Origin of the sequence: Afipia clevelandensis ATCC 49720, from assembly GCF_000336555.1 — a bacterium.
GTDB lineage: Bacteria > Pseudomonadota > Alphaproteobacteria > Rhizobiales > Xanthobacteraceae > Afipia > Afipia clevelandensis.
The window spans coordinates 3,470,999-3,482,491 of record NZ_KB375281.1 but is presented as its reverse complement, the minus strand read 5'-3'; the positions used below and the strand labels follow the sequence as shown (position 1 = coordinate 3,482,491).

Annotated in this window: 10 protein-coding genes; 2 read left to right on the top strand and 8 right to left on the bottom strand. The window is 62.7% G+C overall.

All coding sequences use genetic code 11. The features are described from left to right. Window positions 1-31 precede the first annotated feature (31 nt). Both HMPREF9696_RS16655 and HMPREF9696_RS16650 read right to left on the bottom strand, forming a co-directional pair. Window positions 32-850, bottom strand: coding sequence for an alpha/beta fold hydrolase (locus HMPREF9696_RS16655; RefSeq protein WP_002714208.1), 819 nt, complete (start codon window positions 848-850; stop codon window positions 32-34). A 221-nt stretch (window positions 851-1,071) separates the two neighbouring features. Further along, on the bottom strand, window positions 1,072-2,622 hold the full coding sequence (locus tag HMPREF9696_RS16650; protein WP_040302123.1) for a benzoate-CoA ligase family protein: 1,551 nt from the start codon (window positions 2,620-2,622) through the stop codon (window positions 1,072-1,074). 170 nt (window positions 2,623-2,792) lie between these two features. Here HMPREF9696_RS16650 and HMPREF9696_RS16645 point away from each other — a divergent pair, with 170 nt between their 5' ends. Continuing rightward, on the top strand, window positions 2,793-3,701 hold the full coding sequence (locus tag HMPREF9696_RS16645; protein ID WP_002714206.1) for a helix-turn-helix transcriptional regulator: 909 nt from the start codon (window positions 2,793-2,795) through the stop codon (window positions 3,699-3,701). Further along, window positions 3,698-4,213: a hypothetical protein gene (locus HMPREF9696_RS16640; protein WP_002714205.1), complete on the top strand. Its 516-nt coding sequence runs from the start codon at window positions 3,698-3,700 to the stop codon at window positions 4,211-4,213. Before HMPREF9696_RS16645 ends, HMPREF9696_RS16640 begins: the two co-directional genes overlap by 4 nt. A gap of 86 nt (window positions 4,214-4,299) precedes the next feature. Here the strand turns inward: HMPREF9696_RS16640 and HMPREF9696_RS16635 are convergent, their stop codons facing one another. The 6 genes from HMPREF9696_RS16635 to HMPREF9696_RS16610 form a co-directional block, all read right to left on the bottom strand. Then, the gene (locus HMPREF9696_RS16635; RefSeq protein ID WP_002714204.1) at window positions 4,300-5,010 is read right to left on the bottom strand and encodes an ABC transporter ATP-binding protein; all 711 of its coding nucleotides are present in this window, start codon (window positions 5,008-5,010) and stop codon (window positions 4,300-4,302) included. Continuing rightward, window positions 5,007-5,771 carry an ABC transporter ATP-binding protein gene (locus tag HMPREF9696_RS16630; RefSeq protein WP_002714203.1) on the bottom strand — a complete coding sequence of 255 codons (765 nt, stop codon included), beginning with the start codon at window positions 5,769-5,771 and terminating at the stop codon, window positions 5,007-5,009. The genes HMPREF9696_RS16635 and HMPREF9696_RS16630 overlap by 4 nt, the downstream gene beginning before the upstream one ends. After that, window positions 5,764-6,774: a branched-chain amino acid ABC transporter permease gene (locus HMPREF9696_RS16625; protein ID WP_002714202.1), complete on the bottom strand. Its 1,011-nt coding sequence runs from the start codon at window positions 6,772-6,774 to the stop codon at window positions 5,764-5,766. The genes HMPREF9696_RS16630 and HMPREF9696_RS16625 overlap by 8 nt, the downstream gene beginning before the upstream one ends. A 5-nt stretch (window positions 6,775-6,779) precedes the next feature. Next, complete coding sequence (locus tag HMPREF9696_RS16620) at window positions 6,780-7,652, bottom strand: branched-chain amino acid ABC transporter permease (protein WP_002714201.1); 873 nt, start codon at window positions 7,650-7,652, stop codon at window positions 6,780-6,782. Window positions 7,653-7,907: 255 nt separating this feature from the next. After that, entirely contained in the window at window positions 7,908-9,107 is a 1,200-nt protein-coding gene (locus HMPREF9696_RS16615; RefSeq protein ID WP_002714200.1) for an ABC transporter substrate-binding protein, read from the bottom strand. Window positions 9,108-9,323: 216 nt separating this feature from the next. Beyond that, entirely contained in the window at window positions 9,324-11,183 is a 1,860-nt protein-coding gene (locus HMPREF9696_RS16610) for a feruloyl-CoA synthase (protein WP_002714199.1), read from the bottom strand. Window positions 11,184-11,493: the final 310 nt, after the last annotated feature.

Sequence of the window (11,493 nt, the reverse complement as noted above, 5' to 3'; positions counted from 1 at the left end):
TGGGCCAAAAAACATGCATTTTCTTGCATGGTCAGGCAGCTCGCCCGAGCACCCCTTCCCCATGGGTGGACAGCAAGCGGTTGGCGAAATCAGCGACGGCTTTCAGGGTGATGTCCGCCGCTTCCCGATGCGGGGAGTGACCCGCGACCGGCACCAGCGTGACATCCACCGGGCAGTAGCACTCCTCCTGCGCGATCTCGATGTGGCGCAAGGTGCCGTACTGATCCTCGGTGCCCTGGATGATCTGGACCGGCACGCGGACGTAAGCGAGGGATTCCGAAATGTCCCATTCGCGGAATTTCGGATCGAGCCAGACGTCCGCCCAGCCATTGAAGGCGTTGTCGACGTCATCGTGCCAGCGCGCGAGTTTCGGCTTGAGATCGCCAGTGTCGTAGTTCTGCCGCGTCTTGTTGATCGACACGAGACCGAACTCCTCGACCATGAAATGCGGCGCGATCAGGATGACGCCGCGCACGCGATGATCCTGAATGCCGCCGGCATAGAGCGTGGCGATCGACGCGCCATCGGAATGGCCGAGCAAAAGTCCGCGGCGAAAGCCGATGGCATCGAGCACCTTCGGCAGCACATCGAGCGCCTCGATCTCCATGAAATCGAGCGGGCGCGGAAGCTGCGCCTTTGAGGAACGGCCATAGCCTGCGCGCGAATAGACGAACACGCCCGCGCCGGTCGCCGCCTGCAACTTGTCGGGGAACTCGCCCCACAGCCCGGCGGAGCCAAGACCTTCATGCAGCATGACGATGGTCGGCGCTTTATCCGGCGCCGGTCCGATCATGCGGTATTCGAGTTGCGCATCGCCGATGCGCAGCGTGCCGGTGGGCTGGAGTGTCATCGTAGGCCTCAACATTCACTGTGTCGTCCCCGCGAAGGCGGGGACCCATAATCCCTGAGCCGCCCAAGAAAAACGCAATCTCTCCCATCGCACCACGAACAACATCCGGTGGTTTTGGGTCCCCGCCTTCGCGGGGACGACACCGGATGTGTGGCAAGGCCTGCGCAGTCTTCCGGACCCTCTTCTTCAGCATCACCGGGACGAGCCCGGCCATGACGAAATTATTGCTTCGCTGCATCCCTCAGCTTGAAGCGCTGGATCTTTCCGGTCGCGGTTTTCGGCAGGCTTTCCACCACCTCGATCCAGCGCGGATATTTCCACGGGCCGATCTTCTGCTTGACATGCTCTTTCAGTGCACCGTTGAGATCGCTCACCGCCACGCCCTGCTTCAGCACCACGAATGCTTTCGGCTTGAGCAGGCCTTCGGAATCCTCCGCAGGCACCACGGCCGCCTCCGCCACGGAAGGGTGCGTGATGAGCGCGCTCTCGACCTCAAACGGCGACACCCAGATGCCCGACACCTTGAACATGTCGTCGGAACGGCCGCAGTAGGTGTATCGGCCATCGGCATCGCGCGTGTATTTGTCGCCGGTGCGGGTCCAGCCGCCTTCAAAAGTCTGGCGGCTCTTGCTGCGCTGATTCCAGTAGCCTTCACCTGCGGAGGGCGCATTGACGATCATCTCGCCAACCTCGCCGTCCGCCACGTCCGCGCCCGCATCATTGACAAGACGCACGGCATAGCCCGGCACCGGCTTGCCGGATGTGCCGTACTTGATGTCGCCCGGCGCGTTGGACAGAAAGATGTGCAACAGTTCGGTAGAGCCGACACCATCGAGAATGTCGACGCCGAATCGCTGCTGCCAGCTTTGGCCGACAAGTTCGGGCAACGCTTCGCCCGCCGAGGTGCAGACCCGCAGACGTTTGGTGCGCGGCTCGCTCTTGAAGGCTTCGTCGTTCAGCATCGCCGCGAACAGCGTCGGCACGCCGAAGAAAATGCTGGGATCGTGCTTGCGGATCAGGTCGAACATCACCTGCGGCGTCGGGCGTTCCGGATTGAGGATCGTGGTCGCGCCCACCGACATCGGGAAGGTCAGCGCGTTGCCGAGGCCATACGCGAAGAACAGCTTTGCCGCCGAGAGGCCGACATCGTCCTCGCGAATGCCGAGCACTTTCTTCGCGTAGGTTTCCGCCGTCGCTTCCAGATTGGAATGCAGATGGCGCACGCCCTTCGGCATACCGGTCGAACCCGACGAATAGAGCCAGAACGCCGGTTCATCCGGATGAGTCGCGGCGGTTTCAAATTGATCGCTCTCTTTGGCGATCTCGTCCCTGAGCAGCAAATATCCGTTGGCATTGGCGCCGGAGACGACGACATGCTCCAGATTCGGCAAGCGGCCAAGCACATCCTTCACCACCGGAAGCAGCGCTTCCGAAATGAAAAGAACCCGCGCGCGGCAATCCGCCAGCACATAGGCATATTGTTCCGGCGTCAGCAGCGTGTTGAGCGGTACCGGCACGATGCCGGCGCGGATGCTGCCGAGAAACACGATGGGAAAATCCACCGTGTCGAGCATCATCATCGCGACCCGCTCTTCCCGGCGGACATCGAGCCGCTTCAGGAGGTTCGCGAGCCTGCGGGTCTGGGTCTGCAACTCGCCATAGGTGATCTCGGACAACGGGTCCCGGAACACAACCTTGGCGCCGCGTCCTGCATCGACATTGCGGTCGAGCAGATAGGTCACGGCATTGTATCCGCCGCCTGAATCGCTCATGACATCGACCATGATTTTGACGCCGGACGGGTGTCCGGTTCATCCGCAATCCGCACGACGATCTCCCTGTCGATCAGCTTTTCTAGAATTATAATTCATATAAAGTCACCCCCTGAGCTTGCTGTCAACCTTTTCCGGCACTATGTTTCAGGTTCACGAGTTGAGATGGCATGACCCCGCAGGCAGAACCGGAAAGCCAGTTTCTTGAACAGCTTGGGCAGCGTGTCCGCACCATGCGGGCGATGCGCGGCATGTCGCGGAAGGTGCTGGCCAAGGCGTCGGGGATTTCGGAGCGCTACATCGCCCAGCTCGAAAGCGGCAAGGGCAACGTCTCCATCGTGCTGCTGCGGCGTGTGTCTGCGGCCATGGACAAGCAGGTCGAGGATCTGATCCCGAGCGCGGAGACCTCGCCGGACTGGCCGGTGATCCGCGACCTGATCCGCAGCGCGACGCCGGCGCAGATCGCGCAGGCGAAGGACATTCTCGCGGGCAACGGCACGGCGCGGAACGGCCGCGAGTTCGCGGGCATCGCACTGATCGGCCTGCGCGGCGCCGGGAAATCCACCCTCGGCAAGCTGCTGGCGAAGAGCATCGGCTGGCCTTTCGTTGAACTGAACAAGGAAATCGAGCGGATCAATGGTCTCTCCGTCGCCGAGATCATGGCGCTCTACGGCCAGGAAGGTTTCCGCCGCATGGAGCAGACCGCGCTGACGCAGGTGCTGACCGGCACCGAGCCTGTGGTGCTGGCCACCGGCGGCAGCATCGTCTCCGAACCGGTGACATTCGATCTCTTGCTGTCGTCGTTCTACACGGTGTGGCTGCGCGCCAAGCCGGAAGAACACATGGGGCGCGTGCGCAAGCAGGGCGACATGCGGCCGATGGAAAGCGATCGCTCGGACATGCAGGAGCTGCGCACCATCCTTCTCAGCCGCGAGCCGCTATATGCGCGCGCCTCCGCACAGGTGGACACCGCCGACCTCACCATCCAGGAAGCGGCGGCGCGTCTTTATGACACGGTCGCACCCGTGATCGCCAAACAGGCGAAGACGGCTGCGCCGCGCGTTGTCGCCGCGCAATGAGCGTGGCTTCCAGCGAACTTGCTGAAGAAGATTCAACAGCAAGATCGCTTGGGGATTTGCTCACGGCACGCGGGCTCGATGCAAACAACATCGTCGCGATCCGCAACACGCTGCATCCCGACGATGTCTCCGGCGATTTCCGTACCCTTGCCGATGTCATCGCCGCCAACGCCCTGCCGATGCTCGACAGGATGCAGGACGGGCCGCGCATCGCCCACGATACGCTGGTGTTGTCATTCGCTGCGCTCGACGGCGCGCATGCGCGGCTGACCGGCTTCCGCCGTTTCCTGATGCGGCGCGAGGGCATCGTGCCGACGGACATCGTTTACGACTACGACGCCGCGCATCTGCTGCACGCCTTCATCGCCCGCGCCCACACGCCGGTGTTTTACGACGCCTTCGATGAAGATGGCCTGGATGACCTGATCGGCAAGCTCGTGGTGCAATGGCCGTTGCCGCTGGAGCGGGATGTTGTCGGGGCGAATGATGCGGGGTTATTTGTTCGCGATTGACTTCGTCATTGCGAGCGAAGCGAAGCAATCCACCATTTCGACGAGCAGAAAGCTGGATTGCTTCGCCCCGCTCCTCGCAATGACGATCAAACCCCCAGATGCTGCTCCAGCAGATCCTGCTTGCGCGCCAGTTCCGCAGGCGTGCCGTCGAACACCACAGTCCCCTTCGACAGCATCACCATCCGGTCAGCGATCCGCGACAGCGCGCGGAAATCCTTGTCCACCACCACGGTCGCAACCCCCTCGCCGCGAATGATGCCCAGCGTTTTCCAGATGTCCTTCGCCACCAGAGGCGCGAGACCTTCGGTCGCCTCATCAATCAGGATCAGATCGGGATTGGTCATCAGCGCGCGGCCGATGGTCAGCATCTGCTGTTCGCCGCCGGACAATTGATGCCCGCCGTTGCTCCGGCGCGCATGCAGGCGCGGAAACAGCTCGTAGATTTTTTCCAGCGTCCACACCGTGCGCCCGTCGATGCCGGGCCGCGCCGCCATGACGAGATTTTCCACCACCGACAGCGAGCCGAACACGCCTCGGCCTTCCGGCACCAGCGCCACGCCGGCGCGCGCGATCCTTTCCGGCGCGGCGCGCATGATGTCGCGGCCATTGAGCACGATCTGTCCGCGCCGCTCAGTGACCAGACCCATCAGCGACCGCAGCAGCGTCGTCTTGCCCATTCCGTTGCGGCCGAGCAGCGCAACCTGTTCGCCCTTGCGGATCGAAAATCCGACGCCGTGCAGCACCTGCCCCGCGCCGTAAAACGCTTCAAGCTTCTGCACATCGAGAAGCACGCTCATATCGCGTCCTCCTCAACGCCGAGATAAGCAAGGCGCACCGCAGGGTCGGCCCGCACATCCTGCGGCAGGCCGCTGGCGATGACATGACCGTCCGCCATCACGGTAAGGCGGTCGGCGAGCTCAAACACCGCATCCATGTCGTGTTCGACCACCAGCACAGCGCGGCCTATTTTCAGCGAGGCAATCAGGTCGACCACCTTGCGCGCTTCGGCCTGCCCCATGCCCGCCAGCGGCTCATCCAGCAGGATGATGCGCGGCTGCGTCGCCAGCACCATCGCGATTTCGAGCTGGCGTTGTTCGCCGTGAGACAGATGCGTCGCAATCATCTGCGCGCGCGACGTCAACCCCGCCTGCTCCAGCGCCTCACGAGTCCGGCGGTTGATATCGGCATCTGAAAACACGTCGCCGAACATCTTCAGCGGTGAGGCTGCATGAGCCTGCGCCGCGAGCCGCACATTTTCCTGCGCGGTGAATTGCGGAAAGATCGTGGTCTTCTGATAGGAGCGGCCAAGCCCCGCGCGGGCGCGCCGGTCAGGCCCCAGACCCGTCATATCGCTCGAGCCGAGCATGATCTCGCCGGCGCTCACCGAGAGATCGCCCGACAGGAGATTGATCAGCGTGGACTTGCCCGCGCCGTTCGGTCCGATCACGGCATGAATTTCACCGAGACGAACATCGAGCGACACATCGGAGACGGCAGCGAGGCCGCCGAAGTGCTTCTTCAGGCCGACGGCGCGGAGCACAATATCCGGGTCAGCCATGATTGGCCTCCGTCACGGCTTTCTTCGCATGGCGGGAGAGGATTTCGTGCGGCGCGCCCCGCACCATGGAGAGCAGATTGCGCACACCATTGGGCAGCGCCAGCACGATCAGGATGACGATCAGGCCCTCGGCAAGTTTCCAGTGCTCGGTCGTCGCTTTCAGCACTTCCTCCAGCCCGATCAGCACCAGCGCGCCGAGCAATGGTCCCGTTACCGAACGCTGGCCGCCGATCAGCACCATCACCAGCACAGTGGCAGAGAGATGCCAGCCCAGCATCTGCGGCGCGACAAAGCCGAATTGCGCGGCGGCAAAGTAGCCTGCAATACCTGCTATCGCACCGGAGATGACGAACGCTGTCAGCCGCACGCGAAAAACCGGAAAGCCGAGCGCGCGGGCGCGGCGTTCATTGTCGCGGGCCGCCGCCAATGCATGACCGAACGGCGAACGCACGATCATCGTCAGAAACGCGATGACCGCGATCAATACGGCGAGAACGACGAAATAGTAGGTCAGCGGCTTTTCCAGATCGAGCAGCGCGATGTTGCCCAGCATTATCGAGGGCTTGTTGTAAATGAATGCGCCGTCGGAGCCGCCGGCGAACTTGCTGTCATGAAACAGAAAGAACAGCATTTCGCCGAACGCCAGCGTCACCATGATGAAGTAAACTCCGCGTGTGCGCAGCGCCAGCGATCCGATGATCGCCGCCGCGGCGGCCGATGCGGCGACCGCAAGCGGCAGCGTCCACCACAGCGAGGCGGGGTCATATTTCGGCGAGGCCAGCGCCAGCACATAGCCCGCGACACCAAAGAACGCCGCATGGCACAGGCTCACCAGTCCGCCATAGCCGACCACCAGATTGAGCGACATTGCCAGCACGCCCATGATCAGCGCCTTGCTGGCGAACTGCACATAATATGTCGGCGCCACAAATGGCAGCGCGACGGCGAGCGCCAGGATGATACCCGGAACGAACCACTGACGCGGATGATGCTGCTCGGCCATGTGGATTAGACCTCGCGCCGGCCGAGAATGCCGTTCGGACGCCAGAGCAGAACCGCCGCCATCAGCACATAGATCAGCACGCTCGACACGCTCGGGAAGAACACCTTGCCGAAAGTATCGGTGAGGCCGATCAGCAGCGCGCCGATGGCCGCGCCGCCGATCGAGCCGATGCCTCCCAGCACCACAACGACGAAGGACAGGATGAGCATGCTGTCGCCCATGCCGGGATAGACGGTCGAGACCGGCGCGACGATGATGCCGCCGAGCGCAGCCAGCGCGATGCCGACCGCGAACACGTAACGATTGACGGCGTCGAAGCTGATGCCGAGGGTGCGAGTCATTTCGCGGTTCTCGGCGCCCGCCCGCACGATCATGCCGATCTTGGTGCGGGTGATGACGAGATAGATGATCGCCGCCGCGACCAGACATAACGCGCAGATCGCCAGCCGATAGACCGGATAGGACAGATTGTCGGTGAGCTGGATCGTGCCGCGCAATCCTTCCGGCGGCAGCACCGAATGGACATCCTTGCCGAACAGCAATTGCCGGACTTCGTCGATCACCAGAATAAGACCGAACGACAGCAGCACCTGCACCAGATGATCGCGGCCATAGAGCCTGCGGATGAAAACATTCTCCAGCAGCAGGCCGACCACAAAGGCAATGGCCACGCCGCCAAAGACCGCGATCCAGAAGCTGCCGGTGTAAGCCGCGATCCAGTAAGCCAGATACGCGCCCAGCATATAGAACGCGCCATGGGCGAGATTGATCACGCCGAGAATGCCGAACACCAGCGTCAGTCCGCTGGCGACCAGAAACAGGACCATCCCGTACTGAATGGCATTCAGAAGCTGAACGCCGAAAGTTACGAGGTCCATTTAATGTGTCCCGTCAGAAAAAGCGGCATGAACTACACATACGATGTCGTCCCCGCGAAGGCGGGGACCCATACTCGCTGAATCCGAGCCTTCCGCAAACATGCTGATGCAGATTCTGTGCGAAATATCAAACATAGTAGTTATGGGTCCCCGCCGGAGCCTGTCATCGGACGGCGCTTCGCGCCGATCCGTTGGCGGGGACGACATCGGGAGAGGAGCCGGTGGCTCTTTTATGTGCGCCGATCCGCTCGCGCCTCACGCCATCTTGCAGCCACGGGCCGGATCGTCGACCGCGCTCTGCGCAATCGACACCAGTTCGTTGCGGCCGTTGCGCACCTCACGCAGATAGATGTTCTGGATCGGATTGTGCGCCTTGTTGAACGACAACGGCCCGCGCGGACTGTCGATCTTCGCAGCGCCCATCGCCGCGATCATCTTGTCCTGCGCCTTGGCATCGCCGCCAGCCGCCGTGAGGCCGATGTCGAACAGCGCCGCGGCATCATAGCCCTGCACCGCATAGATATCGCCGTCGTTGCCGGTCTTGGCCTTGAACGCCTTCAGGAAGGCAAGGTTCGCCGGGTTATCGAGATTGTCCGCGTAGTGCAGCGTGGTCTTGATGCCGCTGGCGGCCTCGCCCTGCGCCGCGATGGTGCCGTCGGTGAGGAAGCCCGCGCCGTAAAGCGGAATGGTCTTGTTGAGGCCCGCCGCCGCGTAATCCTTGACGAACTTCACCGCGCCGCCGCCGGCGAAGAACGAGAACACGGCATCGGGCTTCAGGGTAGCGATGCGGGTGATCAGCGCCTGGAATTCGACCTCCGGAAACGGCAGCGTCAGATCCTCGACGATCTTGCCGCCGGACTTGGTGAAGTTTTCCGAGAACGCGCTGATCATTTCGGCGCCTGCGGTGTAGCGCCAGGTGATGGTGACGACATTCTTGATGCCGGCATCGACCAGCACCTTGCCGGCGGGATAGGTCGTCTGCCAGTTCGAGAACGAGGTGCGGAATACATTCGGCGCGCACAGCGCGCCGGTGGCGTCGTTGGCGCCCGCATTCGGAATGATAAGCATGGTCTTGGTGTCGCGCGCCACCTTCACCATCGCCATGGCGACACCGGAATGCACGGTGCCAACCACGACATCCACCTTCTCGCGCCCGACCAGACGATTCATGTTGTCGGTCGCGGCCTCCGGCTTGGATTCGTCGTCCACCTTGATGAACTGCACCTCGCGGCCGCCGAGCTTGAGGCCCTTCTGCTGATAGTAAAGCTCGAAGCCGTTATCGATGAACTGACCGAGCTTCGCGAAGGTGCCGGTATAGGGCAGCATCAGACCGACTTTCAGCGGTGCGTTCTGCGCAATTGCGGGGCTGAAAATGCGTGGCGTCACCGCCAGCGTGGCGGCCCCGGCCACGCCGGACAACAGCGTTCTGCGGCTTACCTTGATGATCCTGGACATTGACGTTCCCTCCGGTTCTTGTGTTTTGGTTCGCGAGCCATCCGGCTTTTCAAGCCGGTTCTGTTTTCTGTTCAGACTTTTGCGGACTTGTTCACGCTTTGCATTTTCACGGCTGCGCGCAAGGCACATCCACCACAGCGCGTACATGGACCCGCCTGCACCGCGCATGGCCTCGTGGTTTCCATGCCCAAGCCCATGTCCATATCCTGCGGCCGTTCAGCCCGGACATCCGATCCAGTCGCCGCATCCATTGTCATTCAGCCTTTCGATATCCGGCGCACGGCGCGACAGCACCGCGCGCTGGTTGATGTAGCCCTTGTCCGTGATCTCGCCGCCATCTACCGACGGCAGTTCAACGAGCAGAAGCGCACGGGTGGCGAAACTCGATGAGCCGCCGCCATTGCCTTTCAGGCGTGCCAGGCCCTGCGCCACCGCTTCACGCACCGCGGGCGCGCGCAAGACATCCGCCACATCGGCGCCCGGCAGTTTCGCCAGCGCGCGGCAGGCCGCAATGTTCGGGAACACCAGAAAGCGCACCTCGTCCCTGTCGTGGCCGGTGACCACGATGTCCTGCGCGATTGGCGCAAGCGCAGCGATGCCTGCGATGCGCAGCGTGCCGACGCTGACCCATGTTCCCGATGTGAGTTTGAAGTCCTCGGCGACGCGGCCATCGAAGAACAGGCCCAATTCGGGGCGCGCGCTGTCCGCAAGGACCATCGCATCGCCCATCATATAGAAGCCATCGGCATCGAATGCTTTAGCAGTCTGCTCCGGCGCTTTCCAGTAGCCGGGCGTGACATTGGGCCCGCGCACCCGCGCTTCCAGCTTGTCGCCGGTCGGCACCAGCTTGATCTCGGTGCCCGGAACCGGCACGCCGATATTGCCGGAGCGCTGCGCCTGAAAATGACAATCGGTGGCGAGCGGCGCGGTCTCGGTCGATCCCCAGGCCGACACCATCGGCACCGCATGGCCGACGGTCGCGATCGAGAGCGCTTCCAGCGCATCCCAGAGATTCTGCGGCAGAGCCGCCGCCGCGTAGAACAGCAGTTTCACGTCCGAGAAGAAACGCCGCCGCAGGTCGTCATCCTCGCGCAGCGCCGCGATCAGCATGTCGTAGCCGCGCGGCACGTTGAAATATACCGTCGGAATCACATCGCGCAGATTGGCGAGCGACAGCGCGAACAAGCCGGGCGCGGGCTTGCCGCTGTCGATGTAGAGCGTGCCGCCATTGCGCAGCACGCAGTTGAAATTGTGGTTGGCTCCGAAGGTGTGGCTCCACGGCAGCCAGTCGAGCGTGGTGAAGCCGGTCTCACTGAGAAAGGGCCAGGTCTGCCCCTTCGCCGCCTGATTGGAGGTCAGCATGCGCTGGGTGTTGATCACCGCCTTCGGCGCACCGGTCGATCCTGACGTAAACAGAAACTTGGCGATGGTGTCGTGACCGACGCCAGCAAACGCGCGCGCCACATCCGGCGTTTCCGCCGCAGCGGTCAGCGACGAGAAGGCAATCGCGCCCTCGAAACCATCCGGATCGCCTGCGACCACAATCGCGGTATGCGCGGGCGCAATCGCAGTCAGCGCGGCGGCGAACATCGTCGCGCTGGAGACATAGATCGCTCCCGGATCGAGCAGCGCGATCATGCTCTTCAGCTTGTCGTAGTCCTTCGACATCAGCGAATAGGCCGGCGACACCGGCGCAGCCGGCACGCCCACATGCATCGCCGCCAGCATGAAGATGGCATGGTCGATGGAATTGTCAGAGAGAATGACAAGAGGCCGCTCGGCGCTCATGCCCTGTGCCAGAATCCACGAGGCCACGGCGCGCATGCGCCGCATCGTTTCGCGATAGGTCAGCTTGCGCCACGGCAGATCGGCGCTGGCGCGCTCGGCGAGAAACACAGTGTCCGGCGTCTCGCGCGCCCATTGCTCCAGCCAGTCGCCGACGCAGCGCGCGAACGGCTGCAAAGGCGTGGCGGATTTCAGCCAGATGCTGCCATCCGCCTTGCGGTCGGCGATGATATTCGGAGTCGCGAACAGCGCCTGCGCGCTGGCCTGACGATGGGCCGCCGCAGCGGTCACGGCTGCGCACCCGAAAAACGTCTCAGCGCCGCAGCTCCCGCAAGCGCAGGCATCGGCATCCCTCCCCTGATGGCTGCATGATCAGAATAATAATGCAGATATCGTGCCGCTCTCCGGCGACTAATGCAATATAATGCAGATTGATAGGAAAGTGTCAATCACCGGGAAGGACGCATGCCCGCTGAAGCACGCCGCCTAAAATTTAGCCGGCGCGCCAAACCGTCCCGCCAATCCGGGTTCGCCGCGAGGCCGTCTTCACGGCCACAAGCCATTGTTTCACTTCCGCATTCGGGCTGAGCGGGGGCACCCC

What these genes read in the sequence shown, in the direction of transcription:
- HMPREF9696_RS16655 (WP_002714208.1), bottom strand. Translation starts at nt 850, where the DNA reads ATGACACTCCAGCCCACCGGCACGCTGCGCATCGGCGATGCGCAACTC.
- HMPREF9696_RS16630 (WP_002714203.1), bottom strand. Translation starts at nt 5,771, where the DNA reads ATGGCTGACCCGGATATTGTGCTCCGCGCCGTCGGCCTGAAGAAGCAC.
- HMPREF9696_RS16650 (WP_040302123.1), bottom strand. Translation starts at nt 2,622, where the DNA reads ATGAGCGATTCAGGCGGCGGATACAATGCCGTGACCTATCTGCTCGAC.
- HMPREF9696_RS16635 (WP_002714204.1), bottom strand. Translation starts at nt 5,010, where the DNA reads ATGAGCGTGCTTCTCGATGTGCAGAAGCTTGAAGCGTTTTACGGCGCG.
- HMPREF9696_RS16615 (WP_002714200.1), bottom strand. Translation starts at nt 9,107, where the DNA reads ATGTCCAGGATCATCAAGGTAAGCCGCAGAACGCTGTTGTCCGGCGTG.
- HMPREF9696_RS16640 (WP_002714205.1), top strand. Translation starts at nt 3,698, where the DNA reads ATGAGCGTGGCTTCCAGCGAACTTGCTGAAGAAGATTCAACAGCAAGA.
- HMPREF9696_RS16625 (WP_002714202.1), bottom strand. Translation starts at nt 6,774, where the DNA reads ATGGCCGAGCAGCATCATCCGCGTCAGTGGTTCGTTCCGGGTATCATC.
- HMPREF9696_RS16620 (WP_002714201.1), bottom strand. Translation starts at nt 7,652, where the DNA reads ATGGACCTCGTAACTTTCGGCGTTCAGCTTCTGAATGCCATTCAGTAC.
- HMPREF9696_RS16645 (WP_002714206.1), top strand. Translation starts at nt 2,793, where the DNA reads ATGACCCCGCAGGCAGAACCGGAAAGCCAGTTTCTTGAACAGCTTGGG.